This window comes from Arcobacter sp. CECT 8989 (assembly GCF_004116715.1).
Classification (GTDB): domain Bacteria; phylum Campylobacterota; class Campylobacteria; order Campylobacterales; family Arcobacteraceae; genus Halarcobacter.
Window position 1 is genome coordinate 48623 of sequence record NZ_PDKE01000013.1, and the last position, 26996, is coordinate 75618.

The following is a 26996-nucleotide window of genomic DNA, read 5'->3' on the forward strand; positions in this document are numbered from 1 at the left end:
AGTGCTAAAAATGAAACAAATATTCGAAAAACTAACAAACCAAATGGCTGAGACAGTTGATTCTTCAGTGTCTTTAGCTTTACATAATAAAAATCAAGAAGTAGAAGTAATACACTTTCTATGGGCTTTATTAACAAATACTAATTCAGTTTTAAATCAATTATTAAATAAAATGAATGTTGATAAAGTTGCAATAGAATTAGAAGCTAAGTCTTATGCAGCAAAACTAACATCTGTATCATCTATATCAAAAGAGAATATAAAACTTTCAAGAAGTTTTGCTAGTTCTTTAGAGAGTGCGCAAGGACAAGCTATAAAACAAGGTGATAAGTTTATTGCTATTGATACTTGGCTTGTGGCAAACTTTGCTACAAAAGAGTTAAAAGAAGTTCTAGGTAAATATATTGACTTAAGAGAAGCAGCAAAAGAGCTTGAAGCTATGAGAGCAGGAGCTACAGTAGATAGTGCTAGTTCTGATGAAAACTTTGATGCCCTAGAAAAATATGGAATAAATTTAAATAAAAAAGCTATTGATGGAGAGCTTGACCCAGTAATTGGAAGAGATGAACAAATCAATAGAATGATGCAAATTCTAATTAGAAAAACAAAAAATAACCCAATTTTACTAGGTGAACCAGGAACAGGTAAAACTGCAATTGCCGAAGGACTTGCTCAAAGAATAGTAAATAAAGATGTGCCTACAAGTTTACAAAACAAAAAAGTGATTACTCTTGATATGAGTGCAATGATTGCAGGTGCAAAATATAGAGGTGAATTTGAAGATAGATTAAAGTCTGTTATTGATGAGGTTAAAAAAGCTGGAAATATAATCCTTTTCATTGATGAGATTCATACTATTATTGGTGCAGGTGCAAGTGAAGGAAGTATGGATGCTGCAAATATCCTAAAACCTAGTCTTGCAAGAGGTGAGCTTCATACAATAGGTGCAACAACACTTAAAGAGTATAGAAAGTATTTTGAAAAAGACGCTGCTATGCAAAGAAGATTTCAGCCTGTAAATGTAGATGAACCAAGTGTAAATGAAGCTTTACAAATATTAAGAGGTATAAAAGAGAAGCTAGAAACTCACCACAATGTAACTATAAATGATAGTGCATTAGTTAGTGCAGCAAAATTATCTAATAGATATATTACTGATAGGTTTTTACCAGATAAAGCAATTGACTTAATTGATGAAGCAGCAGCAGAATTAAAGATGCAAATTGAGTCTGAACCAATTGCCTTATCAAATATCAAAAGAAAAATCCAAACTATTAATGTAGAAAAAGAAGCATTAAAGATGGAAAAAAATAAGAAAAATAGTGAAAGACTAGAAGAGATAGAAAAAGAGTTAGCTAACTTAAATGAAGAGAAACAGTCTTTAGAAACAAGATTTGAAAATGAAAAGCAGACTTTTAATGCTGAAAGTACATTAAAAGCAAAAATTGATGAACTAAAAACAAAAGCTGCAAGGGCAAAAAGAGATTCAAACTTTGAAGAAGCAGCTTCTATTGAGTATGGAGAGATTCCACAACTTGAAGCAAAAATAAAAGAGAATCAAGAAAAATGGGCAAAGATGCAAGAAGAGGGAACTCTTTTAAGAAATTCAGTTGATGAAGAAGCAATTGCAAGTATTGTTTCAAGATGGACAGGAATTCCAGTAAATAAAATGATGGACTCGGAAAAACAAAAAGTTTTAAAAGTTGAGCAAGTTTTAAAAGAGGATGTAATAGGGCAAGATGAAGCTTTAAAAGCAATCTCTAGAGCTATTAAAAGAAATAAAGCAGGATTAAGTGAAGATAGTAGACCTATTGGTTCATTTATGTTCTTAGGTCCAACAGGTGTTGGTAAAACTGAGAGTGCAAAAACTCTTGCAAGATTTTTATTTGATGATGAAAAATCACTTATTAGATTTGATATGAGTGAATATATGGAAAAACATGCGGTATCTAGACTTATTGGTGCAGCCCCAGGTTATGTTGGATATGAAGAGGGTGGCCAGCTAACAGAAGCAGTTAGAAGAAAACCATATAGTGTAATTTTATTTGATGAGATTGAAAAAGCTCACCCAGATGTGTTTAATATTTTATTACAAGTATTAGATGATGGAAGATTAACAGACAACAAAGGTGTAACTGTTGATTTTAAAAATACAATTATTATTTTAACTTCAAATATAGGAAGTTCAAAGATAATTGAGATTGAAAATAAAGAAAATAGAAGAAAAGAAGTACTAAATGAGCTAAAATCTCACTTTAGACCAGAGTTTTTAAATAGACTTGATGATATAATCATTTTTGAGCAATTAGGATTAGATGCGATTACAAATATTGTAGATATTATGTTTGATTCAATTAAGAAAAAAGTTGAACAAAAAGATATCACTATTTCATTAACTTCTAGTGCCAAAGAGCATATTGCGAAAATTGGATTTGACCCTGTATATGGTGCTAGACCGTTAAAAAGAGCAATATATGAGATAGTTGAGGATAAGTTAGCAGATTTAATTTTAGAAGATAAAATCACTGAAGGGTCGTCTGTTGAGTTTGATTTAGTAAATGAAGAAGTTGTAGTAAATATAAAATAAATTTTATGAAGACACTTAAACTAAACAAAATTTAAGTATAGTTTAAATATAATACGCGACTTAATTTGTGAATAGAGGAATAAGATTATGAAAAGAACATATCAACCACATAACACGCCAAGAAAAAGAACGCATGGTTTTAGAATCAGAATGAAGACTAAAAACGGTAGAAAAGTTATCAAAGCTAGAAGAGCTAAAGGTAGAAAAAGATTAGCTGTTTAAGTAAATCGCACCGTCTTAACAATTCAAGAGATTTTAATCGACTTTATAAAAGCGGCAAAAAGTGGCATACGCACACTTTTGTCGCTTTTTTTTCGTCTGATGAAAACTTAAATCTTGCATTTGTTGCTTCAAAAAAAGTAGGAAATGCTGTAAAGAGAAGTGAAGCAAAACGAAAACTAAGAGCACTTTGCTTGAAGTTTGAAAATAGGTTAGAAAACGGTAAATATATTTTTGTAGCAAAAGAGAGAGTTTTTGAAAAAGATTATAAATCTCTAGAAAAAGATTTTTTGTATGCTATGAAAAAACTTCAATTACTAAAAGCAGATGAATAAAATATTTAAGTATTTGATAAAATTTTATCAAAGGTATTTATCTGTAATATCTTTCGGGTCATGTAGATATTACCCATCTTGTTCAAATTATGCCATCTGGCAATACGAAAACAATACTTTTTTTAAGGCAACTTATTTTACAATATCACGCATATTAAAATGCAATCAACTTTTTGAAGGTGGATTTGATTATCCAGTTGTAAAAATAGTAAAGCATAATAATATCAATTTTAAAAAAATAAAAATTAAATATTGGCTAATTCCAGTAGACAATAATAAATACCTCATAGTAAAAAATCGGGAGTGGAAAAATAATAATGGTGAATAACAGTATGAACAATAATAATGGTATGCAAAAAAGAATGCTAATAATGACACTTGTAGTGTTTGCATTTTTTATCGCTTATGAATTTTTAGTATTAAAGCCTCAACAAGAAGAAAAGGCAAAACAAGAACAAATTGCAAAAGAACAAAAACAAAATAGTGCTCCAGATGTAGCAAATGTTGCAAATGCACCAGCTGGACAATCACAAGATGACATGAATAAGTCAATTCAAGCTTTATCAACAAAAGCAATTGGTTCTTCAAATATTTTAACAACTATTAAAACTAATAGAAATATTATTGAAATTGATAAATTAGGTAGAGTAGCGCAAGTAACTTTATTAGATGCAAAATATAAAGATGAAAATGGTGATCAAATCAAACTTTTTGAAGCTGATCAATTAAGACCATTAGAAGTTAGATTTGCAAATACTGATATTAATGACGAAGCTTTCAAAGTAAGTTATGAAACTACTGCAACAAATGTTGATGCAAGTACAGAAGCTCAAAAATTTACACTTGTTCAAAAACTATCAGGTATTACTTTAACTAAAAACTTTACTGTTTATCCAAATGGACACTATGATTTAGATATCTCAACAGATAAAAAAGAACAATACTTTATTACAAATGGATTTAGACCAAATGTTTTAGCAGATATGTATGCTGACCATGGTTTATATTTAAAACTTAATGATGGAACAATGGAATTAACTTCAGATGAAGATTTAGATAAAGTTAAATCTTATACTGGAATCAAATTTGTTTCTAACTTTGATAGATACTATGCAACAGTTATTTATAACTTTGATAACTCTTTACAAGTATCTTTAATGCCAGATAATAACAGTAACCCACAAGGTTTTGTTCATGTTACTGAAAAGACTTCTTTCTCTGGATATATGGGACCTAAAAACTTCAATGACTTAAAAGCATTACATCCAGAACTAACAGACGTAATTGAGTATGGTTGGTTTACATTTATTGCAAAACCAATGTTTACATTACTTCAATTTATTCAATCATATGTTGGAAACTGGGGTTGGACTATTGTTATTTTAACAATCTTAATTAAACTTGTTTTATATCCATTATCATACAAAGGTATGGTATCTATGAACAAGCTAAAAGATTTAGCTCCTAAGATGAAAGAGATCCAACAAAAATATAAAGATGACAAACAAAAACAATCTATGCACATGATGGAGCTTTATAAAAAGCACAATGCAAACCCAATGGGTGGTTGTTTACCATTAATCTTACAAATCCCTGTATTCTTCGCAATCTATAGAGTACTTTTAAATGCAATTGAATTAAAAGGTGCTGAGTGGATTTTCTGGGTACAAGATTTAGCAGAAATGGATCCATATTTTGTATTACCAATTTTAATGGGTGCTTCTATGTGGTTACAACAAAGAATTACTCCAAATACTATGCAAGATGAGATGCAAAAGAAGATTTTCCAAATGTTACCAATCATCTTTACATTCTTCTTCTTATGGTTCCCAGCTGGTTTAACTCTATACTGGTTCGTAAATAATGTATTTACAATTGCTCAGCAATACTACATTAATCAACTGTTTGAGAAAAAAAGAGCTGCTAAAAAATAGGAGTCTATAATGAAAAAATTTGAAGCTAAATGTTTAGAAGAAGCTTACGAGCTTGCAACATCAGAATTTGAATGTTCTATAACAGATTTAGATATTGATATTATCCAACAGCCAAGTAAAGGTTTCCTTGGCTTTGGTAAAAAAACTGCTATTATCACTGCAACTTCAAGAAGAAGAAAAAGAGATAATAGAAGACAAAAAGAACAAAGATTTAGAAAAAAAGATATCAAAATTGAAGATGTTTCTAAAAAAATAGAAGACTCAAATAGAAGCGATAATGAACAAAAAGCTTCAAATATTAAAAAAACTGAAAAGAAATTAAACGATGTTCCTAATGTTGATTCAAAAGAGAAGATTTTTGACAACTTCTATAGCGAATCAGAAAAACAAAACGAAATGTCTAAAATTATTGTAAAAAAAGAATCACAAGAAGTTTTAGATGAAGTTAAAGATGGACTTAATTTACTTTTCGCAGATACTTGTTATGAAATTGATAATATCAAAGTAGAGTTTTATGATGAAAGTACACTTTATATAGAGTTTACAGGAGCTGATTCTGCTTTACTTATTGGTAAAGAAGGCTATAGATATAAAGCTTTATCATATATTTTATTCAACTGGATTAATGAGAAATATGGACTTATGCTAAGACTTGAAGTTGCAGAATTCTTAAAAAATCAAGAAGCTGCAATTCATACATACCTAGAGCCTGTAATTGAAATAATCAAAGAAAAAGGTTCTTATAAAACAAAACCACTTGATGGTATTTTAGTGCATATTGCACTTAAAAAACTAAGAGAAGAATTCCCTGATAAATATGTAGCTGTTAAAACAAATATCAGAGGAGATAAATACGTACTTGTAAATGAGTACAGAAGCAAAGAGCAATAAAATTGTTAGATGAAAATACAATTGTAGCCATTGCAACTGCAAATGGCGTAGGCTCAATCTCTATTGTAAGAGTTAGTGGTAAAGATGCTCTTTCAATTGCTTTAAAACTTTCAAAGAAAAAAGAACTAAAACCAAGAGTAGCAACTCTTGGAACTATTTACAACTCAAATGATGAAATCATAGATGAAGCACTTTTAATATATTTTAAAAATCCTTACTCTTTTACTGGTGAAGATGTAGTAGAGTTTCAGTGTCATGGTGGAATTGCTATTTCTAATATTATTATGCAAGAAGTTCTTAAATGTGGTGCAAGACTTGCAAATCCAGGTGAGTTTTCAAAAAGAGCTTTTTTAAATGGAAAGATTGACCTTACAAAAGCAGAAGCTATTGCTAAGATTATTGAAGCAAGAAGTGAAGATGCAGTTAAACTTTTAGCAAAACAGCTAAAGGGTGAGTTAACAAACTTTGTAAATGATATTAGAGAAGACTTACTATTTATGCTTGCATATACAGAAGTAAATATTGATTATGCTGAAGAGGATTTACCAAGTGATATTTTTGAGCAGATTCAAAATAAGCTAGATAAAATAAAAGAAAAACTATCAAATACTCTTGATGCAAGTAAAAGAAGAGAAGGTCTTATTGAAGGTTTTAAAGTAGCTATTGTTGGAAAACCAAATGTTGGAAAATCTTCACTTTTAAACAAACTTTTAAATTTTGATAGAGCTATTATTTCTGATATAGCAGGAACTACTAGAGATACTATTGAAGAGTCTGTAAAGATTGGAACTCATATAATCAAAATAGTTGATACTGCTGGTATTAGAGAAGCTGATGATGTAATTGAAAAGATAGGTATTGAAAAATCTATTGAAGCAGTTAATGAAGCTGATATTGTAATCGCACTTTTTGATAATAGTAAGTCTTTAGATGATGAAGATAGAAAGATTTTAAATATTTTAGAAGATAATTCTCACAAAGAGATAATTACAGTTTTAAATAAATGTGATTTAGAAAATAAGTTTGAAAAAGATAAGTTAGAAAACTTTGTTAGTTTAAGTACTAAAGAGACTATTACTCCTTTAATACAAAAAATTGAACTTATTTTAGATTCTAATACTCATAGTGATGATATGACTTTAGTTTCGAAAAGACAAGTAGATGAAGTGGAAAATACATATTCTCATATCATTCAAGCTTCTTTACCTTTAGAAACTGGAGAGCTAGAGTTTTTTGCTCACCATATAAATGAAGCTTTAGCTTCTATTTCAAATATTACTAGACCATATGAACATGACCAAATGCTTGATGTTATGTTTGGTTCTTTCTGTCTAGGAAAATAATAGAAGTATTTCTTTTGATGATTTCTTCGTTATTATAAAAGTTTATAAGTCACATACTTTTAGTATGCTCCTAGCTAAACTTTTATTTCTGGCCTTGAACTAACCTAAAATAAATACTTCTATATATGAAAATTACAGTTAATGGAAATTTTAAATGAAAACTAATTACGATTTAGTAGTCATAGGTTCTGGTGCAGCAGGTATGATATCTGCAATTGTTGCAGCAAGAAATGGCAAAGATGTTCTTCTATGTGAGCAACAAGAAAAATTAGGACCTAAACTAAAAGCTACTGGTGGAGGAAGATGTAATCTTACTAATACTCTTTCAAATGAAGATTTTATGAATTCATTTGGAAAAAATGGTAAGTTTATGTTTGATGCACTTAAAGATTTCAATCATCAAGATCTTATAAACTTTTTAGAACAAATTGGAGTAGAAACACATATTCCCGATGGTTTTAAAGTATTCCCTGTAACTCACAACTCTTCAACTATAATAAAAGCTTTAGAACAAGAGCTTATAAATGTAGGAGTAGAAGTTGCTTATAGTACAAAAGTAGATGATATAGTTTTTGAAGATAACTGTGTTAAGAAAGTTTGTACTTCAAAGGGTGAAGTTAGTACAACAAAAGTTATTGTAGCAACAGGAGGATTAGGTTATCCAAAACTTGGAGCAAATGGTGATGGTTATACTTTTGCAAAAGCTTCAGGACATAGAGTAACTTCTTTACATCCAGCAATGACTCCTTTACTTACAAAAGAGATTTGGGTTGCACAATGCCGAGCTGATACAATAGCAAAAGCACAAGTTAGTGTAAATATAAAAAAACATAAAAATCTTAAAAAGACTGGGGATTTAATCTTTACAAATAAAGGTGTTCGAGGTCCTGTTGTTTTAGACTTTTCAAGGGAAGTAACTCCTTTACTTGAAAAGTATGGAGAAGTTCCTATTTTAATAAATATGTTAAAAGGAATGAATGAAGAAGAACTTTTTTCATATATAAAAAAAAGAACAGCATCTAATCCTGATTTTAATATATTACAAACCTTAGAAACACTATTACCAAGCTCAGTTATTAAAGAGTTATGTACGTTAGTTGAGGCTGATTATGAATTAAAATTCAAAGATTTAAAAGGTGAGATAAGACAAAACCTTGTAAAGATTTTAGTAAATACTCCTTTAACAATTAGCAATCATTTAGGTTTTGAAAGAGCTATGATTACACGAGGTGGAATAAGCTTAAAACAGATTAATCCAAGAACAATGCAAAGTAAGCTTGTACAAGGATTGTACTTTTGTGGGGAAGTTGTAGATTTAGATGGTCCATGTGGCGGTTACAATCTGCAATGGTCTTTTGCAAGTGGTAACCTAGCAGGGAAGCTTTTAGATTAGTCTGGTTTTATTTGATAAATTAATTTTGCATTTGAAATATCAATAGAAGTCCATGAGTTACAATCAAATTCTATTTTAAGAACTTCTCCCATAAGTATTTTTTCTTTTAATCCAACAAGGCTAACTCCAAGGGCAGTTAGTGATGGATTATGTCCTACTATCATTAGTGTATTAACATCATCAAAAGTATAAGTAATTGATTCAATAACTTCATTTACAAAAGCTTGAAAAAGTACTTCATTGTACATAATATTTTTACTGTAACCTAACTCTTTTGCAACTACTTCAGCTGTTTGTTTAGTTCTAAGAGCTGGACTCGCAACTAATAAATCTGGTAAAACATTTTTTTCTTTTAATTTTTTTGAAACATTTTCTACATCTTTTAAACCTTTAGGGGTTACTTGAATGTCATAGTCATCTATATTTGGGTTTGATATGTCCTTATCTGCATGTCTCATAATATAAAGTGTTTTCATTTATTTACCTAGCAATTAATTATAATTAAATAATTTTAAATACTTTTTACTTGAAAAGTAATAAAAATAGGTGAAAAAAGTAAAAGTTTTAATACTTTTTTTTAGGATAATCAAAAGATATAAGTTTTGCACACTTTTTATTTACTTCTCTCCAGCTATCACAATCAAACTCTATTTCCAATACTCCACAAGTAGGAATGTTTTCATTAAATCCAACTAAATAAAAAGCCAACATATTTAATGTAGGGTTATGTCCAATTATAAATACTTTGTCATAATCATCATTTATAAAGTTTACTATTTCTAACATCGTTTTTAATGAGGCTTCATATAAGTGTTCATCAAATAGTATTTTCCCTTTAAAGGCAATACCTTTTTTGATGAGTTTTGCAGTTTTTTTTGTTCTATATGCTGGGCTTGAGATTATTAAATCAGGGTTAGCATTTTTTTGTTTTAAAATTGTAGCCATAAAAGGTGCATTTTTTTCACCTCTTTTATTTAAGGGTCTATCAAAGTCTTCTAAACTAGGGTTAGACCAATCTGATTTCGCATGTCTTATTAAGTAAAGCTTTTTCATCTTTTCTCCTAAGCTTAAGTATTATATCTTTTTTTGTATAATTATCAAAGATATAAAATTGGAGTTTATTTTGGGTTATGATTTAGAAAAAAAATTAGTTATTGCAATCTCTTCAAGAGCTTTATTTAATTTAGAAGATGAGAATGAAATTTTTGAAAATAAAGGTCTTGATGAATACTATAAACATCAAATTGAAAAAGAAGATGAAGTTATTCAAAAAGGAACAGGTTTTAGACTTGTAAAAAATCTATTAAAGATTAATGATGATTTTCCAGATGATAAACAAGTTGAAGTAATCATTCTTTCAAGAAATAATGCGGCAACTTCTTTAAGGATTACAAAATCAATTGAGAAGTATGAATTAGATATTGCAAGATCTGCTTGGAGTGGAGGAAGTGATATTGCTAAATATCTTAAACCTTTTAAAGTTGATTTGTTTTTATCAGCAAATGAAGTTGATGTACAAAATGCAATAAATGAAGGAATAGCAGCAGCTAGAATCTTACCATATCAAGAAGATAAAGATAACTATTCAAACCAAGTTAAAATTGCTTTTGATGGTGATGCTGTTCTTTTCTCTGAAGAGTCAGAAATTGTATATAAAACTCAAGGTTTAGAAGCATTTTTAGAGTATGAAAAGAAGAATGCCTCAAATGCTTTACAATCAGGTCCTTTTGCACAGTTATTAAGAGTGATTTCTAATATCCAATCAAAGTATCCAGAAGAACAAACACCTATTAGAACAGCTTTAATCACTGCTAGAAACTCTCCAGCTCATGAAAGAGTAATTAGAACACTTTCACAATGGGGAGTAAGATTAGATGAGTCATTCTTTTTAGGTGGAGTTGACAAATATGAGGTTGTAGAAGCTTTTGGTGCTGATATTTTCTTTGATGACCAAGATGTTCATTTAGAAAATACTTCAAAGAGAACACCAAGTGCAAAAGTTCCTTACCACGATGATTCCATATTAAAAAAGATATAATTATTTAAAATTTATTAATCATTAGATGCTAAACTAATAAAAAGATTAAAGGAGAAACATGGAACAAGCAAAAACAGTATTTTTATTAGCTCTTTTAACAGTATTATTTGTATTTATAGGTTACTCATTTGGTGGCTCAAATGGTATGCTTATTGCCTTTTTATTAGCAGGAGGAATGAACTTCTATGCTTATTATTATTCTGATAAACAGGTTTTAAAGCATTACAATGCAACACCAATAGAAGATACTTCACATCCTGTTTATAGAATAACGCAAAAACTTGTACAAAAAGCAGATTTACCTATGCCAAAGGTTTATTTAATACCAGATCATACACCAAATGCCTTTGCAACAGGAAGGAATCATGAAAATGCAGCCGTTGCTGTTACTATGGGTTTATATGAAATGTTAAATGAGCAAGAGCTTGAAGGGGTAATTGCCCATGAGTTATCACATATAAAACATTATGATATCTTAATTGGAACTATTGCTGCTGTATTTGCAGGGGCAATTGCTATGATTGCAAATATGATGCAGTTTGGTGCAATGTTTGGAGGAAACAACAGACAAGGGGTACATCCAATTGTAATGATAATCATGGCTATAATTTTGCCACTAGCTGCTTCAATTATTCAAATGAGTGTAAGTAGAAGTAGAGAGTATATGGCTGATGAAGGTGCTGCAAGAATGACTAGAAATCCTGCAGGACTACAAAGTGCTTTATCAAAATTAGAAAACTATGCTAGAAGAGGGCACGAAATAAACAATGCTACAGAGCAAACAGCTCATATGTTTATAGTAAACCCATTTTCTGGTAAAAAAACTTCATTTGGTGATTTCTTTAGGACACATCCTACAACAGAGGATAGAATAGCTAGATTAGAAGAGTTAAAATATGAATTTCAATAAGAGTTATTAACTCTTATTGAAATATATCTACTAGTTTATCTTCAGTAATTTCTTCTTGTAAAATTGGGTAAATACCCTTAGCAATTAACGAGATTTTTAAATCATAATCTACATCTTCAAGTAAGAAGTAGTTCGTTTTGTAGTCATATAAAATATCTGGTAGTATGTTACATGCTGCTTCATCTTCATTTTCAAACATTGGGTTATTTATGCAGTTAGAAGATTTTAGTTTGTAGTCTTTTATAAAGTATACCCAGATATATTTAGCTGTTGCATCTGCATAGTCTAGTTCTGTATTACTATGTGAACATACAGCAATATGAAATTCATTTTTAATTTCATGTACTTTGATATTACTACCTGTAATTAATGCAAGTGAGATTTTCTTTCTGGCACTTTTAATTATTCTTGCAAAAGTAGCTCTTGATACATTCATTTTCTTTGCTGCATCTTCTTGATACATACAAAATGAGTCCATTAAATGAATTGCTTCAAGCTCTTCATGTAGTAAAATTACATCTTGTTTAGCCTTATGATCTTTAGGTCCAAAATACTTGGACACGGGCTTTAGTTCAAGTTTTCTTTGAAGTTTTTCTCTAGCCATTTATTACCTTGTAATTTATATAATCAGATTTTATCATAAAATATTTAAAATATACTTGACATATGCTCAGAAAATTGTTATAATTCGGTCATATGTTCATAAAGTGATATAACATTCATTCCTACATATTTGTAAAGTAAGTGTGTGTGATCTTCTTTTTTAGTGTGACCTTAATTGGTTTTCTTATTTTACAAATTAAATATATTATATTTACTTATATGGAATATATTTTTAAACATCAGTTACAATTAGGAACAAAATATATAATTGTCTTTTCCCTAGTCATTACTTTTTTTTCACTCTTTCTAATTTGTACTGATGTTTTGAAACTTTCTTTAAACAATCCCATATCAATGATAACAAGGAGTTGCTATGCATAGAATAGTGTTCCCAACAAATGAAAACATGAGTTACTTATCTAAAGTAGAAAGCTCATTTGAAGAATCAAATTACCTTACTGTACTACATGTTACTGGACAAAATATAACTGAAGTTGAATTAGTTAAAAACCCTCATCCTCATACAAGTGATGAGATCATAAAAGAGTGTAAAGATAACCACTATAGTATTCTAATTCTTCCTAAAGAAGATAAACTTCCTGTAGATAAATTAAAAGAAAATGGTACTTCAGTTTTTATTGCTTCAGAACATAAAAATGTATTAAGTACATTTAGTGATTTTGTTCAAGACAAATTAAAACGAGCATAAAAAAAGCGGGGAAAACCCCGCTGTCCTTTCAACTTGACCAAAGTAAAGGATTAGAAGAATAGTACAAAAAGAATCTTAAATAATAAGTAAATTATTGGATTAATTGTAAACTTTTTTTACATTTTCAATTTTACTACTCATATTTAAAAGTAATAAATCTGCAATAACTAAAGACATCATAGATTCAGCTACAACACTTCCTCTAATAGCAACACAAGGATCATGTCTTCCTTTTAGTTCACAATCAACTTCATTGTTATTTACATCAACAGTTTCTTGTTTAATGAAAATAGATGGTGTTGGTTTAAAATAAACCTTAGCATCAATATCAGCTCCTGTACTAATACCACCTAAAATACCACCACTATGATTTGTTTTGAAACCATTAGCTCTCATTTGGTCATTGTTCTCATCACCTTTTTTAGAGCTTGATTCTGTTCCATCCCCAATTTCAACAGCTTTAACAGCATTGATTCCCATCATAGCATTTGCAATTTGAGCATCAAGTCTATTATAAAGTGGTTCCCCAAGACCTGAAGGAGCATTTTTAACTCTTACAAAAGCAACACCACCAACAGAGTTGTGTTCTTTCTTTGCTTTAATAATAGCTTCTTTTTGAAACTCTTCTTTGTTTTTATCTAAAGTATAGATTTCAGAAGTTTTAGCAAATTCAAAATCTAGTTGAGAAGATTTGATTCCATCAATTTCACAAATTCCACTTACAACTTCAATATCTAACTCTTTTAATAAAAGTTTAGCGATAGCTCCTGCTGCAACTCTTGCTGCTGTCTCTCTTGCAGAACTTCTTCCTCCACCTCTATAGTCTCTTAGACCATATTTTTCAAAATATGTGAAGTCTGCATGTCCTGGTCTAAACAGGTCTTTTACATTTGTATAGTCTCTACTTTTTTGGTTTTCATTGAAAATAACCATTGAAATAGGAGTTCCAGTTGTTTTACCTTCAAATACACCACTTAAAATCTCTACTTTATCAGACTCTTTTCTAGGAGTTGCATAAGCATTTTGTCCTGGTTTTCTTCTATCCATTTCTGCTTGAATAAAAGACTCATCTACACTAATCCCAGCAGGAACACCATCTACAATACAACCTAAAGCTCTACCATGACTTTCTCCAAAAGTTGTAAATCTTAGTTTGCTTCCAAAACTATTCATTATTGATTTCCTTTTAATGTATCAATAGCAATTTTTGCAACTGCTTGTTGCGCTAACTTTTTACTTTTTCCAATAGCTTTACCATAAGATTTTCCATCAATCCAAATTGATACTTCAAACTCTTTTTTATGGTCTGGTCCATATGAACCTTCAATTTTATATTCAGGAATTGTTCCAAATTGTGCTTGAGTAACTTCTTGTAAAGCTGTTTTGTAATCACTAAATAGTACATCTAAATTGATTTTATCGTAAGAGCTTTCTAAAAGTTCTAAAATAATAGGTTTTAAAACCTCTAATCCTGATTCTAAATATATTGCACCCATGATTGCTTCAAAAGCATCTGAAAGAATAGAAGCTTTACTTCTTCCTTTGTTTCTCTCTTCTGCATTTGAAATAAAAATATAATCACCTAACTTAATTTGGTTAGCTAGTTTTGTAAAACCTGTTTCATTTACTAAACTTGCTCTTATTTTAGAAAGTTCACCTTCATTTGACTTTGGGAACTTTTTAAATAAATATTCTCCAACTATTAAGTTTAATACCGCATCACCTAAAAACTCTAACCTTTCATTGTTATAAGGCTTTTTATAGCTTTTATGTGTAAGTGCTTCGATTATCAGATCCTTGTTTTTAAACTGATAATCCAAACACTTTTCTAATTTTGAATAATCATCCATTATTCTCTCCTTTTAATTTTTCCGCTTCAGTACGTGCAAGTATATCACATCTTTCATTATGAAAATGTCCTGCATGCCCTTTAACCCAATTTGCTATTATAGTGTGTTTTTCTGAAACATTTATATATTCTTGCCACAATTCAACATTTTTTACTGGTTTTTTTGCAGAGTTTTTCCAATTGTTCCTAACCCAACCACTTAACCACTCATTTATTCCTTTTACAACATAAGTAGAATCAGAATAAATATTAACTATACAAGGTTCTTTTAAAGCCTTTAATCCTTCAATAACACCTTTTAATTCCATTTGATTATTTGTTGTATTATCTTGAGCGCCACTTAGCTCTTTTTCATTTCCCTTATAGTCTAGGATTGTACCCCAACCACCAGGTCCAGGGTTTCCTAAAGAGGAACCATCACTGTAAAGATTGATTTCTTTCAACTAAATCCTTTGTTAGATGATGTTTTACATCAAATGTTAATATACTTTGGCAGTTTGGACATCTAGCCTCAAACATAGGGTGAACATGTTTACATGATGAACAAATAAATTCAAAATCAATAGTTGCAGGGATTTTATGTTCATGATTATTTAGTGCAATTAAAATATCAAAAACAAAATCATCACTATGATTTATATTGTTTAAATATCCTTTTGCATTAAATAGTTCTGTTAAAAACTTATCTTCTGAAATCTTTTCAAAATCAATGTCTTCAAAGTTTAGATACCACATTAAATCAATTAGTTTTGAAGTATTAAATAGCTTCATATTTTCCCAGAAAAACTCTTTATTGTATGTCAGATAAAACTTAGCTATTAGTCTTTGAACTTGCGGGTTTTCTTTTAACACTTCTAGTAGTTCGTCACTTTTCTTTTCAAATGATTTTATTGGGTCATTTATTATTATTAATGTTTCAATAAATAGATTATCATTTGAAACCTCTTCTTCTAGTTCACTTAAACAATCAATAATCTCTTTTGCACTTTTATATTCATTAAGTTTTTCATTTACAACAAGTAAATATTTTAATGCATAAGTATTTCTAGGCGAAAACTTTAAAATTTTTAAGAAAATTTCCTTTGCTCTTTGCATGAAACCACCTTTAAAATAAGTAGTTCCTAATAACTCTAAAAGCTCTTCTTTTTTTACTCTATCAGTTACATGTTCTAATAGGGCAAGATATACAGAAATTGCTTTGTTGTAATTACCTTTATGAATAAAAGTTGATGCTAATAGTATGATAGAATCAAATGGCAGATTGTAAGTTTTGTATAAGTGCACATAATCTTCTTCTTTTAATTTACCAATTTCAAATCTTTTAAGAAGTTCTCTATAATCTTTTCTTGCTCTTCTTTCTTTATATAAAGAGAATGAGTATGTTAAAAAAGAGATGGTAAAAATAAGAGTAAAAAATATAATTACACCAAAAAGTGGGTCCCTATATTCAATAATAAAACTATCCAAAAAATGCCTTAATTATAAAATATAAATTATCATATCATAAAAGCACATATACTATTATAAATTTTTAGGTATAATCCCAAAATGATAACAAAAGAGTCAATAGAAAATTTAAAAAACCACCTTGATGTAGTAGATGTAGTATCTCAATTTTTAGAGTTAAAAAAGAGTGGTGCAAACTTTAAGGCTTGTTGTCCTTTTCATGGTGAAGATACTCCTTCTTTTGTGGTTAGTCCACAAAAGCAAATCTATCATTGCTTTGGATGTGGAGCAGGTGGTGACTCAATAAAATTTGTAATGGAGTATGAGAAACTTTCATACCCAGAAGCTTTAGAAAAACTTGCTTCAATGTACAATGTTACATTAACTTATGATAATACAAATCAGCAAAGACAAGATACAAGAGTTTTAGAAGAAGCAAATAAATTTTATCAAAAACTATTTGTGTCAAATTCAACTGCAAAAGATTATATAAAAAGCAGAGGAATCTCAGAGTTTTCAATTGAAAAATTTGAAATAGGTTATGCTCCTTATTCAAATGACACAATCAATTTTTTAAAAAACAATCACTTAAATCTAGCAGAAGCAAAAGACTTAGGACTTATTGATACAGGACATAATGGTCTATATGCAAGATTCATAGAAAGAATCACTTTTCCTATTTATTCTATTAGTGGGAAAATAGTTGGTTTTGGTGGAAGAACTATTTCAGGACATAATGCAAAATATATTAATTCTCCTCAAACAAAACTATTTAACAAATCAAAACTTTTATATGGTTATAACCTAGCCAAAGAGAATATCTATAAAAAAAATAGAATGATAGTTACAGAAGGATATTTGGATGTAATTATGCTTCATCAAGCAGGGTTTAATACTGCGGTTGCAACACTAGGAACAGCTTTAACAAAAGATCATTTACCTCTTTTAAGAAGAGGTGAACCGCAAGTTATTTTAGCCTATGATGGAGATAAAGCAGGTTTAAATGCTGCATATAAAGCTTCTGTTATGCTTTCTCAAGGGGACTTTGAAGGTGGAGTTGTTATCTTTGGAGAAGGTAAGGACCCCGCTGATATGGTAAATGAAGGGAAAATAGAAGAGTTAAATAAAATCTTCTCTAATCCTCAAAACTTTATTTCATATACAATTGATTATATAATTTCAAAATATGATATTAATATTCCAAGTCAAAAACAAAAAGCACTTGTTGAAACAAATGATTATTTAAAGACTTTAAATGAGTTATATCAAGATGAATACAAAAGATATCTAGCACAAAAACTAAATGTTAGAGAAAATCTAATTAAAGTTAGCTCTGATGTTGTTAGAAGAACTGACATAAATTTAAGCAAAATTGATATTGCTGAACTATGTATTATAAGGTCAATTCTAGAAAATCCTAAGAGATTAGATATGGTGCTTGATATTGTTGATATTTCAATGTTTGAGTATCATAAAAATGAGTTCGAATTATTAATCAATGACCCGCAGAATATCTCTTTAAATGGTATTTTATTAAACGATAAACTTGAAGTTTATGATGAACAAAGGTTAAAAGAAGAGTTAATTGTTTTACTATATACATTTTATACTAAAAAACTGACTTCTTTAAAGTATGACCAAACTTTAAACTTAAGAGAAAAAGGTTTTAAATTGAGAAAAGTTCAAGACAATTTAAGACAATTAAAACAAGGTAAACTTGTAAGCTACAATCTTTAATAAAATATTTAAAAAAAAAGTATATAATTTTTCTAAATAAAAGTTTTTAGGAAAAATAGATGGAAAAAATTAACTCGAAGAAGTTACCAGAAGCAATAGGTCCTTATTCTCAAGCTGTTAAAGCAAATGGTTTAATTTATACTTCAGGTCAAGTACCTTTAGATGTAGATGGAAATATGGTAGAAAGAGATATTAAAGTGCAAACTAGACAAGTATTTGAGAACTTAAGAAACTTACTAGATGATGCATTAAGTGGAATGGATAAAGTAATTAAAATAACAATTTATTTAGAAAATATCGAAGACTTTGGTGTTGTAAATGTTCTTTGTGCAGAAGCTTTTGGGGAACATAAACCAGTTAGAACTACTGTTTCAACAAAAGGTTTACCGATGAATTCAATGATAGTAGTTGATGCAATTGCTCAACCTTACGATTATTATTAAAATAAACTTTTACGCTTAAAGAAACTTTAAACTACAATTAGATAGTATTTCGTCCCGTTAAAGCAAAAAAGTTAATAAAGAATTGATAAGTTAGAGGAATAAATATGTACGCAATTATTAAGTGTGGTGGTAAGCAGTATAAAGTAACTGAAGGTGATGTTTTAGATATCGATTATACTGGTCAAGCTGCTAAAGAAACTCTTGAAATCACTGATGTTTTAGCTGTTAATGATGGTGAATTGAAAACTGGTGATGCTGTTTCTTCTGCAAAAGTAGAAGCAGAAGTTGTATTAGATGGAACTGGTGTAAATAGAGCTAAAAAAGTTATCATTTACAAAAAAAGAAGAAGAAAAGATTCTAAGTTAAAAAGAGGTTTCAGAAAGAGCTTCACAAAAATTAGAATTACTAAAATCGCTGCATAATTTAAGGAGATAAGAAATGGCTCACAAGAAAGGTCAAGGAAGTACTCAAAATAATAGAGATTCAGCTGGAAAGAGACTTGGTGTTAAGAAATTTGGTGGAGAAACAGTTAGAGCTGGTAACATCATTATTAGACAAAGAGGTACAAAAGTACACTGTGGAGAAAATGTAGGGATCGGTAAAGATCATACAATTTATGCACTAGTTGATGGTGTTGTTAAATTTGAAGTAAAAAGTAAAACTAGAAAAAAAGTTTCTGTATACGCTTCATAAAAAGTTTAATCAAAACAATTTTCTTAAAGGGTGTAGTGCATTTTGCCTACACCCTTTTTTAGTTTAAAAAATATTCTAGGTTCCTTGTAAGTCCCCTTACTAACGGGTTTTATAAGGAGCCTTATTTAATAAACATTTAAAAAAGGATTTAATGTGTTTGTAGATAGTGTAAAATTTACCGTAACCTCAGGAAAAGGTGGACAAGGTTGTTCTTCATTTAGAAGAGAAAAGTTTGTTATCAAAGGTGGACCTGATGGTGGAGATGGTGGAAAAGGTGGAGATGTTGTATTTCTAGTAGATAGTAATACAGATACTCTATCATGGTATAAGGGAAGAAAGATATTAAAAGCTGACAATGGTAAGCAAGGTGAAGGTGGAAGAAGAACTGGAAAATCTGCTCAGCCAATGGTTTTAGCTGTACCTCCCGGAACACAAATAATTGATAATGAAACAAATGAAGTATTACTTGACCTTTTAGAAGAAGGTCAAAGAGAAGTTTTCCTAGAAGGTGGAAAAGGTGGATTAGGTAATACTCACTTTAAAAATTCAAGAAATCAAAGACCTACATATTCTCAACCAGGATTACCAGGTGAAAGCAAAGAGATTAGACTTGAGTTAAAACTTATTGCAGATGTAGGATTAGTTGGTTATCCAAATGTTGGAAAATCTACACTTATTTCTACTACATCAAATGCATCACCTGAAATTGCAAACTATGAGTTTACAACTTTAACTCCAAAACTTGGAGTTGTTGAAGTTGGAGATTATAACTCATTTGTTATGGCAGATATTCCAGGAATCATTGATGGTGCAAGTGATGGAAAAGGATTAGGTTTAGAGTTCTTACGACATATCGAAAGAACAAAAACTTTATTATTTACAATTGATATTGCAAATTATAGAACGACTACAGAGCAGTATGAAGTTTTAAAAGAAGAGGTTAAAAAATTCTCAACTGAATTAAGTGGAAGAAACTTCGCAATTGCATTAACTAAAACTGATGCATATTATGGAGAAGATTTAGAAGCTGATATCAAAGAGTTTATTGAATCTATTGGTTTAGAAGTATCAAGTGAAAACTCTTATGGTTTTGATAAATCATTACCATATTATGTACAAGATTTAACTTACTCAAAATTTGATGAGAATAAACCATTTTTTGTATTGCCAATCTCATCTGTGACTCATTTAAATACTGAGTCAATTAGATTTGCTTTATATGAATTAATAGGACAAAAAAAGTAATGAAAAGAGTTGTTATTAAAGTAGGAAGTGCTGTTCTAAGAGAAGGCAGTGTTTTAGCAATTGAAAGATTAAACAATTTAGTTGATTTAATAGCAAAATTAAAAAATGAAAAAAAACTAGAAGTTATCTTAGTTTCATCTGGTGCAGTAGCTGCTGGAAATACAGCTTTAGATTTAGACCGTACTCAGATTTTAAATAGACAAGCATTAGCTGCTATTGGGCAACCTTTACTAATGAAACACTATAAAAAAAGATTTAGAGAACATGGTTTAAAATGTGCTCAAATGCTTTTAGTAGAAGATGATTTTGATTCAAGAAAAAGATCTGCAAATGCTAAAGGTGTTATGGAAATACTTTTAAGTAATGACATTATTCCAATTTTAAATGAAAATGATGTTATTGCAAATGAAGAGCTTTTATTTGGTGATAATGACCAATTAGCAGCTCATGCTGCGCACTTCTTTGATGCAGACATCTTAGCAATACTTTCTGATGTAGATGGTTTATATGATTCAAACCCTCATGAGAATCCAGATGCTAAAATGAGAAAAGTAGTTAATTTCATTGAAGATGAAGAATTAGAAATGAAACATACTCCAAATTCTGAGTTTGCAACAGGTGGAATAGTTACAAAACTAAAAGCTGCAAACTTCTTACTAAAGAGAAATAAGATGATGTATCTATCATCTGGTTTTGATTTAACAAATGCATATGATTTTTTAGTTGATGAAAATCATAAAAGCGGAACACTATTTAAAAAACAAATCTAATATTTTATAAGCTTCTCCTTTTGTGAGAAGCTAGCAAGAAGGATAGAAAGTATGTCTAAACGAATTGTATTTATGGGTACACCAGACTATGCAACTAAAATTTTTGAGAGATTACTTAATAGCTCTTATGAAGTAGTTGCTTTATATACTCAACCAGATAAACCAGTTGGAAGAAAACAAGTTTTAACAGCACCACATATTAAACAGTTTTGTTTAGATAACTCTTTAGATATTCCAGTTTTTCAGCCTTTAAAGTTAAGAGAAAATAAAGAAGTAGAAGATGAGATTAAAGCTTTAAATCCTGATTTTATCATTGTTGCTGCATATGGACAAATATTACCAAAAGAGATTTTAGATATTGCTCCTTGTATTAATCTTCACGCTTCACTTTTACCAAAGTATAGAGGTGCAAGTCCTATTCAAGAATCATTATTAAATGATGATGAATATACAGGTGTAACTTCTATGCTTATGGAAGAAGGGCTTGATAGTGGAGATATTTTAGGCTTAGAGTACTTAAAAATAACTTCTACAATGGATGTTGTTGAAGCATTTAATAAATTATCAGATATAGCTGCAAACTTAACTATTACAACTTTAGATAACTATGAAAAGATAAATCCTAAAAAGCAAAATGAAGCAGAAGTGAGTTTTTGTAAAAAAATCAAAAAAGAGCATGGCTTAGTAGATTTATCAAATGCAAAAAAACTATATTTAAAGTATAAAGCTTATTCTTTTTGGCCTGGTATTTTCTTAGAGAGTGGCTTAAAATTAAAAGATGTAAAACTAGTAGAAGAAAACTCTTCAAATGAAGAAGGAACAATTCTTGAACTAAATAAAGACTCTGTAGTAATTGCTTGTAAAAAAGGTTCTATTGAAGTTAAGACTCTACAAGCTCCATCAAAAAAAGCTATTAATGCAGTAGATTTTTTAAAGGGGAAAAGAGTATCTGTTGGTGATATTTTACAGTAAGGTTACTACTACCCTAGGTAGTAGTAAAAGCCTGTAACACTTAGTAATGATAACACTACTCCAATAACTAAAGCATTTATTGCTAATCTTTCATCTAATCCACCTTTTATAGCTAAAACTACAGCCATAGTCATAGGTGGCATTGCTGCTTCTAAAATAGTAGTTTTACTCCAAGTATCATCTAAGTTATAGAAAACAGAGAAAGCTATTAGTACAATTACTGGTATAACAAACATTTTTATAACAATGGCAGTTGTCACTAGATTTAATTTATAAAAAATATTTTTTAGTTCAAGTTTCATACCAATTGCAATCATAGCAATAGGAACCAGTGTGGCTCCAATAGTTTCCATTGTATTCATAACAAACTGAGGCATCTCAAAGTTTTTAGCAAATACTGTTAAAAAGAACATAATAATAGGTGGGAAGAAGATTACACTTTTTACAATTCCTCTAAAGTTTACATGTTGCCCACTCCCCCAATTGATAATAATCATACCTAAACTAACAAGAAGTAAGAATGAACCAAATAAATCATAAATAAGTGCATATACTACATAATCTTGCCCATAGAAAGTATCTATATAAGAAAGACCTATAAATGATGTGTTTCCAAAAGTTGCAACAATCATAAATGTAGCAAGTACTTTTTTATCTAGTTTGAGTAATTTCCCTACAAAATAAGCTAATAATAGGTTACCTAAAATGATTGTATTAAACATAAAAATCAGTTCTAATGTTTCATATGTCAACTCTAAAGGATAGATTTTAGCAAATACAATTGCAGGAAGAGAAAAGTAGATAATAAACTCTACAAGCTCTTTTGAATTGTCTTTGAAAAAGATTTTAAATAAATAACCAAAAGCTAAGTATAAAGCTATTGGTAAAACTGGATCTAGCATAGTGTGTCTTCTCTTTTTATAACGATTATATTTAATAATGTCTTGAAAAATAATTATGTATAATGATTTATGGAAATAATAAATTTAAAAGAAGTTGATTCAACACATACTTATCTAAAAGAGCTTATTAAAAAAGATGGTTTTACAAATGCTATTTGTGTTTCAGCAGATTATCAAAGTAATGGAATTGGAAGTAGAGGAAACTCATGGGAAGGAAAAGAAGGTAATCTTTTTTTCTCTTTTGTTATATCTAAAAATGATTTACCAGATGATTTACAACTGCAAAGTGCTTCAATCTATTTTTCATATATATTAAAAGAAGTTTTACAAAGTCAAGGTTCAAAACTTTGGTTGAAGTGGCCAAATGATTTTTACATTGATAATAAAAAAATAGGTGGAACAATTACAACTGCAACAAAAGATTTACTTTATTGTGGCATAGGGTTAAATTTAGAGCATATAAATAGTGATTTTGGTGTTTTAGACATAAAAATTGATAAAATGTATATATTAAAATTATATTTTAAAAGTTTAGAAAAAAAATCATCTTGGAAGGAAATCTTTAACTATTTTCAGATAGAATTCCAAAAGAGTAGAAAATACAAAGCTACAATTGAAAATAAAAAAATTTCATTGGAAAATGCCATTTTAAATAGTGATGGTTCTATACAAATTGACGATAAAAAGGTTTTTAGTTTAAGATGACTGAAGTTATTGCAATTGCAAATCAAAAGGGTGGGGTAGGAAAAACTACTACTGCTGTAAACCTAAGTGCTGCACTAGCACTAGAAGGTAAAAAAGTTTTATTAATAGATGCTGATCCACAAGCCAATGCAACTACATCATTAGGTTTTCAAAGAGATACATATGAGTACAATATTTACCATGTTATGCTTGGAACAAAAGAGTTAACAGAAATCGTACTTGACTCTGAAATTGAAAACTTAAAAGTAGCTCCTTCAAATATTGGTTTAGTAGGAATTGAAAAAGAATTCTATAAAAATATGAAAGATAGAGAGTTAGTTTTAAAAAGAAAAATTGACCCTGTTAAAAAAGATTATGATTATATAATTATTGATTCACCTCCTGCATTAGGACCAATTACAATTAATACATTAAGTGCAGCTAATTCTGTTTTAATACCAATTCAGTGTGAATTCTTTGCACTTGAAGGATTAGCACAGCTATTAAATACTATTAAGTTAGTTAAGCAAACTATTAATAGACAGTTACAAATTAGAGGTTTCCTTCCTACTATGTATAGTGCTCAAAACAACCTGTCTAAGCAAGTTTTTGCAGACTTGGCACAGCATTTTGAGAGTAAACTATTTAAAGTAGATGAAAGTTCGTATGTTGTTATTCCTAGAAATATCAAACTAGCAGAAAGCCCAAGTTTTGGTAAGCCAATCATGCTTTATGATTCAATGGCTGCAGGAACAAAAGCATATACAAATCTAGCACGTGCAATTGCTGGATAATTTATTTAATTTAATATTAGGATTATAATATGGCATTAGGTAGAGGACTTGGAGAATTATTAGGTGAAGTTGAGACTGCTTACGAAAACTCAAATAGTGAATCTAGATATGGAAAAATTATTGAGATTGAAGTTGAAAAAGTAAAACCAAACCCAAATCAACCTAGAAAAATATTTGATCAAGATAAATTAAAAGAGCTATCAGATTCTATTGTAGAGCATGGCTTAATTCAACCAGTTACTGTAATTGAAGAAGACGATGGTTACATTTTAGTAGCAGGTGAAAGAAGATTAAGAGCTCATAAACTTGCTAACTTAGAAACTATCAAAGCTACAATTGTAAATATTGAAGATTTCAAATTAAGAGAATTAGCATTAATAGAGAATATTCAAAGAGATGATTTAAATATTATTGAATTAGCATTCTCATATGCTCAATTAATCAATGAGCATAATATTACACATGATGAGTTATCAAAAAAAGTATTTAAAAGTAGAGCTTCAATTACTAATACCTTAAGACTGTTACAATTATGCTCATATGTACAACAGCTTTTAGCAAATGATAAAATAACTGCTGGACATGCAAAAGTTATGCTTGGACTTGATGATGAAACACAAGTAAAAATTGCTGATTCTATTATTGGTCAAAAACTATCAGTAAGAGAGACTGAAAGTTTAATCAGAAGCCTAAAAACTGGGGATAAAAAGCCTACAAAGAAAAATCAAAAAACTTCAAAAAACTATGACTTCAAACCACTTGACAATGTAATTGAAAACTTACAAAAAAGTGACCTAAAAGTTAAAGCTGAAAAGAACTATTTTAAGATAGAAATTAAATCTCAAGAGGATATTGAGAAGATTTCTAATTACTTTCGTAACACTTTCTAAAATTCTTTCTTAGAATTCCTCCTTTTAATATAATTTTATACTTGTTTTAGATAAAATTTAAGCAGTTTTAGTCAAACTAAACTGTAAAAAATATGGAGGAATGAATGTTAGACATAAGTCCTGTATTATTGCTTAGCACAGCAATAATCTTTCTTTTTGTTGTTGCAAGACTTAACAGTTGTCTATTTGTACCCCTATTAAAGCATATGGATGATAGAGATAAATCTATTAAAAAAGATTTAGAAAACGCTCAATCAAACTCTGCTGACGTAGACGGTATGTTAGAAGAAGCAAGCCACGCGATTGCTGAAGCTAAAAAAGAAGCAGCTGCTATCAGAGACCAAGCATACAATGAAGCTAAAGAAATAGCTGATGCTAAACTTGCGAGTGCTAAAGAGGAATTAGAAGCTAAGTCTCTTAAGTTCACTAAAGAGCTTGAAGACGAAACAAGAGCTTTAAAAGAATCATTAGTTGCTGCAATGCCTCAATTTAATGAGAGCTTAAAAGCTAAGATTAGCTCGATTTAATTAGGAGGTTAGGGTTGAAAAAATTATTATTACTTGGATTAGCTTTAACTCCTATGGCGTTATTAGCTTCAGCTGAAGGTGCGGAGACAAATTACGATATCGTACAAAGAACCGTTAACTTTATTATTTTTGCTGGTATCATATGGTACCTATTAGCAGATAAGTTAAAAGCTTTTTTTGCTGGTAGAACTGCTTCAATTCAAGCAGAACTTGACAAAGTACAAGATACTTTAAAAGCTTCTCAAGATAAAGTAGAAGATGCTGCTAACAAGTTAGAAGAAGCAAAAAAATTAGCAAATGAAATTGTTGAAAATGCAAAAGCTGATGTTGACTCTGTTAAGAAAAGAGTTGCAGATGCTGTAGATGCAGAAATTGCAAACCTTGATAAAGGTTTCGATGAGAAAGTAAAAATTGAAATGTCAAAAGCTAAGAAACAAATTGTTTCTGAAGTTCTTGAAGAGTTATTAAGCTCTGATAATGTTTCATTAACTCAAGATGAGTTAGCTAACATCGTACTTAAGAAGGTTGCATAATGAATGATTTAATAGCAAAAAGATATGTAAAAGCATTAATAGATGGTAGAGATGTTGAGTCTGCAACTGCTATTTGTAATGATTTAAAAACTATTTCTTCAGCTTATGGAGAAGATAAGTTTATTTCTATTGTTACTTCTTCTGAAGTAAACTCAGAAGATAAGGTTAAATTAGTTTTATCATTTGTAGATAATGCAAGTGCTGAATTAACAAATCTTGTTAAATTATTAGGAACAAAGAAAAGACTTGAAATTATTCCTGCAATTACAAGTGAATTAGAATCACAAGTTGCAAAAATGAATAATTCATATACTGGTGTAGTATATTGTAACAAAGAATTATCAACTGATTATATCTCTACTATTGAGAAAAAATTTAGTGAAAAATTCAATGTACAATTATCACTATCACAAAATGTTTGTGATTACGACGGTATCAAAGTTGATATTGATAGTCTAGGTGTTGAGATTTCATTCTCAAAAGATAGACTTAAGTCACAAATGATTGAACATATTTTAAAAGCAGTTTAGAACTTATAAAGGAGATATT

At 29.5% G+C, this 26996-nt stretch carries 32 protein-coding genes; 24 read left to right on the forward strand and 8 right to left on the reverse strand.

From position 1 onward, the window contains the following. Window positions 1-10 precede the first annotated feature (10 nt). The 8 genes from CRV02_RS11965 to CRV02_RS12000 all read left to right on the forward strand — a co-directional run bounded on the left by CRV02_RS11965 (window position 11) and on the right by CRV02_RS12000 (window position 8702). The gene (locus CRV02_RS11965; protein ID WP_129090517.1) at window positions 11-2587 is read left to right on the forward strand and encodes an ATP-dependent Clp protease ATP-binding subunit; all 2577 of its coding nucleotides are present in this window, start codon (window positions 11-13) and stop codon (window positions 2585-2587) included. An 87-nt stretch (window positions 2588-2674) separates the two neighbouring features. Continuing rightward, on the forward strand, window positions 2675-2809 hold the full coding sequence (rpmH, locus tag CRV02_RS11970) for a 50S ribosomal protein L34 (RefSeq protein WP_044417745.1): 135 nt from the start codon (window positions 2675-2677) through the stop codon (window positions 2807-2809). Next, window positions 2797-3141, forward strand: coding sequence for a ribonuclease P protein component (rnpA, locus tag CRV02_RS11975; protein ID WP_129085499.1), 345 nt, complete (start codon window positions 2797-2799; stop codon window positions 3139-3141). The genes rpmH and rnpA overlap by 13 nt, the downstream gene beginning before the upstream one ends. Next, complete coding sequence (yidD, locus tag CRV02_RS11980; RefSeq protein WP_129085498.1) at window positions 3134-3469, forward strand: membrane protein insertion efficiency factor YidD; 336 nt, start codon at window positions 3134-3136, stop codon at window positions 3467-3469. Before rnpA ends, yidD begins: the two co-directional genes overlap by 8 nt. 4 nt (window positions 3470-3473) lie before the next feature. Then, complete coding sequence (yidC, locus tag CRV02_RS11985) at window positions 3474-5075, forward strand: membrane protein insertase YidC (RefSeq protein WP_129085497.1); 1602 nt, start codon at window positions 3474-3476, stop codon at window positions 5073-5075. A 9-nt stretch (window positions 5076-5084) separates the two neighbouring features. Then, on the forward strand, window positions 5085-5966 hold the full coding sequence (locus CRV02_RS11990) for a Jag N-terminal domain-containing protein (protein ID WP_129090518.1): 882 nt from the start codon (window positions 5085-5087) through the stop codon (window positions 5964-5966). Between the two features lie 2 nt (window positions 5967-5968). After that, complete coding sequence (gene mnmE, locus CRV02_RS11995; RefSeq protein WP_129090519.1) at window positions 5969-7309, forward strand: tRNA uridine-5-carboxymethylaminomethyl(34) synthesis GTPase MnmE; 1341 nt, start codon at window positions 5969-5971, stop codon at window positions 7307-7309. A 154-nt stretch (window positions 7310-7463) separates the two neighbouring features. Next, window positions 7464-8702 carry an NAD(P)/FAD-dependent oxidoreductase gene (locus CRV02_RS12000; RefSeq protein WP_129090520.1) on the forward strand — a complete coding sequence of 413 codons (1239 nt, stop codon included), beginning with the start codon at window positions 7464-7466 and terminating at the stop codon, window positions 8700-8702. Here CRV02_RS12000 and CRV02_RS12005 read toward each other — a convergent pair. Further along, on the reverse strand, window positions 8699-9178 hold the full coding sequence (locus CRV02_RS12005; RefSeq protein ID WP_129090521.1) for a histidine phosphatase family protein: 480 nt from the start codon (window positions 9176-9178) through the stop codon (window positions 8699-8701). The genes CRV02_RS12000 and CRV02_RS12005 overlap by 4 nt on opposite strands. Window positions 9179-9266: 88 nt before the next feature. Continuing rightward, window positions 9267-9755 (reverse strand): histidine phosphatase family protein, encoded by a 489-nt coding sequence (locus CRV02_RS12010; protein WP_129090522.1) that lies wholly within the window; start codon window positions 9753-9755, stop codon window positions 9267-9269. 58 nt (window positions 9756-9813) lie between these two features. Here CRV02_RS12010 and CRV02_RS12015 point away from each other — a divergent pair, with 58 nt between their 5' ends. Both CRV02_RS12015 and htpX read left to right on the forward strand, forming a co-directional pair. Beyond that, window positions 9814-10740, forward strand: a complete 927-nt coding sequence (locus CRV02_RS12015) for a 5'-nucleotidase (RefSeq protein ID WP_258239299.1) — start codon at window positions 9814-9816, stop codon at window positions 10738-10740. Window positions 10741-10798: 58 nt separating this feature from the next. Further along, window positions 10799-11650, forward strand: coding sequence for a zinc metalloprotease HtpX (gene htpX, locus CRV02_RS12020; RefSeq protein ID WP_129085491.1), 852 nt, complete (start codon window positions 10799-10801; stop codon window positions 11648-11650). Between the two features lie 13 nt (window positions 11651-11663). On the opposite strand, the gene CRV02_RS12025 is transcribed toward htpX, so the two are convergent. Next, the gene (locus CRV02_RS12025; protein WP_129090523.1) at window positions 11664-12254 is read right to left on the reverse strand and encodes a DUF134 domain-containing protein; all 591 of its coding nucleotides are present in this window, start codon (window positions 12252-12254) and stop codon (window positions 11664-11666) included. Window positions 12255-12626: 372 nt separating this feature from the next. Between CRV02_RS12025 and CRV02_RS12030 the strand changes: the two genes are divergently transcribed. Then, window positions 12627-12962: a hypothetical protein gene (locus tag CRV02_RS12030; protein ID WP_129085489.1), complete on the forward strand. Its 336-nt coding sequence runs from the start codon at window positions 12627-12629 to the stop codon at window positions 12960-12962. Window positions 12963-13061: 99 nt separating this feature from the next. Here the strand turns inward: CRV02_RS12030 and aroC are convergent, their stop codons facing one another. From aroC to CRV02_RS12050, 4 genes are read right to left on the reverse strand one after another with little or no spacing between them, the layout of a single operon-like run. Beyond that, the gene (aroC, locus tag CRV02_RS12035) at window positions 13062-14135 is read right to left on the reverse strand and encodes a chorismate synthase (RefSeq protein ID WP_129090524.1); all 1074 of its coding nucleotides are present in this window, start codon (window positions 14133-14135) and stop codon (window positions 13062-13064) included. Beyond that, the gene (gene rnc, locus CRV02_RS12040) at window positions 14135-14812 is read right to left on the reverse strand and encodes a ribonuclease III (RefSeq protein WP_129085487.1); all 678 of its coding nucleotides are present in this window, start codon (window positions 14810-14812) and stop codon (window positions 14135-14137) included. Before rnc ends, aroC begins: the two co-directional genes overlap by 1 nt. Further along, window positions 14805-15254: a ribonuclease HI gene (gene rnhA, locus CRV02_RS12045; protein WP_129085486.1), complete on the reverse strand. Its 450-nt coding sequence runs from the start codon at window positions 15252-15254 to the stop codon at window positions 14805-14807. Before rnhA ends, rnc begins: the two co-directional genes overlap by 8 nt. Continuing rightward, a complete protein-coding gene (locus tag CRV02_RS12050) occupies window positions 15229-16278 on the reverse strand; it encodes a lipopolysaccharide assembly protein LapB (protein ID WP_129090525.1) in 1050 nt (349 codons plus the stop codon). Before CRV02_RS12050 ends, rnhA begins: the two co-directional genes overlap by 26 nt. 81 nt (window positions 16279-16359) lie before the next feature. Here CRV02_RS12050 and dnaG point away from each other — a divergent pair, with 81 nt between their 5' ends. The 7 genes from dnaG (at window position 16360) to fmt (ending at window position 22117) form a co-directional block, all read left to right on the forward strand. Then, window positions 16360-17994, forward strand: coding sequence for a DNA primase (gene dnaG / locus CRV02_RS12055; protein ID WP_129090526.1), 1635 nt, complete (start codon window positions 16360-16362; stop codon window positions 17992-17994). Between the two features lie 59 nt (window positions 17995-18053). Further along, window positions 18054-18437 carry a RidA family protein gene (locus CRV02_RS12060; RefSeq protein ID WP_129090527.1) on the forward strand — a complete coding sequence of 128 codons (384 nt, stop codon included), beginning with the start codon at window positions 18054-18056 and terminating at the stop codon, window positions 18435-18437. Between the two features lie 104 nt (window positions 18438-18541). Further along, a complete protein-coding gene (gene rplU / locus CRV02_RS12065; protein ID WP_129007578.1) occupies window positions 18542-18859 on the forward strand; it encodes a 50S ribosomal protein L21 in 318 nt (105 codons plus the stop codon). 16 nt (window positions 18860-18875) lie between these two features. Next, window positions 18876-19130, forward strand: a complete 255-nt coding sequence (gene rpmA, locus CRV02_RS12070) for a 50S ribosomal protein L27 (protein ID WP_129085482.1) — start codon at window positions 18876-18878, stop codon at window positions 19128-19130. A gap of 153 nt (window positions 19131-19283) precedes the next feature. Then, the gene (gene obgE / locus CRV02_RS12075) at window positions 19284-20375 is read left to right on the forward strand and encodes a GTPase ObgE (RefSeq protein ID WP_129090528.1); all 1092 of its coding nucleotides are present in this window, start codon (window positions 19284-19286) and stop codon (window positions 20373-20375) included. Further along, the gene (gene proB, locus CRV02_RS12080; RefSeq protein ID WP_129085480.1) at window positions 20375-21145 is read left to right on the forward strand and encodes a glutamate 5-kinase; all 771 of its coding nucleotides are present in this window, start codon (window positions 20375-20377) and stop codon (window positions 21143-21145) included. Before obgE ends, proB begins: the two co-directional genes overlap by 1 nt. 51 nt (window positions 21146-21196) lie before the next feature. Next, window positions 21197-22117, forward strand: a complete 921-nt coding sequence (fmt, locus tag CRV02_RS12085; RefSeq protein WP_129090529.1) for a methionyl-tRNA formyltransferase — start codon at window positions 21197-21199, stop codon at window positions 22115-22117. Between the two features lie 8 nt (window positions 22118-22125). Here fmt and CRV02_RS12090 read toward each other — a convergent pair whose 3' ends face one another. After that, window positions 22126-23019, reverse strand: a complete 894-nt coding sequence (locus CRV02_RS12090; protein WP_129090530.1) for an AEC family transporter — start codon at window positions 23017-23019, stop codon at window positions 22126-22128. Window positions 23020-23088: 69 nt separating this feature from the next. Between CRV02_RS12090 and CRV02_RS12095 the strand changes: the two genes are divergently transcribed. From CRV02_RS12095 to CRV02_RS12120, 6 genes are all read left to right on the forward strand, one after another. Then, window positions 23089-23724, forward strand: a complete 636-nt coding sequence (locus CRV02_RS12095) for a biotin--[acetyl-CoA-carboxylase] ligase (RefSeq protein WP_129090531.1) — start codon at window positions 23089-23091, stop codon at window positions 23722-23724. After that, complete coding sequence (locus CRV02_RS12100) at window positions 23721-24497, forward strand: ParA family protein (protein ID WP_129090532.1); 777 nt, start codon at window positions 23721-23723, stop codon at window positions 24495-24497. The genes CRV02_RS12095 and CRV02_RS12100 overlap by 4 nt, the downstream gene beginning before the upstream one ends. 29 nt (window positions 24498-24526) lie before the next feature. After that, a complete protein-coding gene (locus CRV02_RS12105; protein WP_129090533.1) occupies window positions 24527-25387 on the forward strand; it encodes a ParB/RepB/Spo0J family partition protein in 861 nt (286 codons plus the stop codon). A gap of 104 nt (window positions 25388-25491) precedes the next feature. Next, window positions 25492-25914, forward strand: a complete 423-nt coding sequence (locus CRV02_RS12110; protein ID WP_129090534.1) for a F0F1 ATP synthase subunit B' — start codon at window positions 25492-25494, stop codon at window positions 25912-25914. Between the two features lie 14 nt (window positions 25915-25928). Further along, entirely contained in the window at window positions 25929-26447 is a 519-nt protein-coding gene (locus tag CRV02_RS12115; protein ID WP_129085473.1) for a F0F1 ATP synthase subunit B, read from the forward strand. After that, window positions 26447-26977 carry a F0F1 ATP synthase subunit delta gene (locus tag CRV02_RS12120; RefSeq protein ID WP_129085472.1) on the forward strand — a complete coding sequence of 177 codons (531 nt, stop codon included), beginning with the start codon at window positions 26447-26449 and terminating at the stop codon, window positions 26975-26977. The genes CRV02_RS12115 and CRV02_RS12120 overlap by 1 nt, the downstream gene beginning before the upstream one ends. Window positions 26978-26996: the final 19 nt, after the last annotated feature.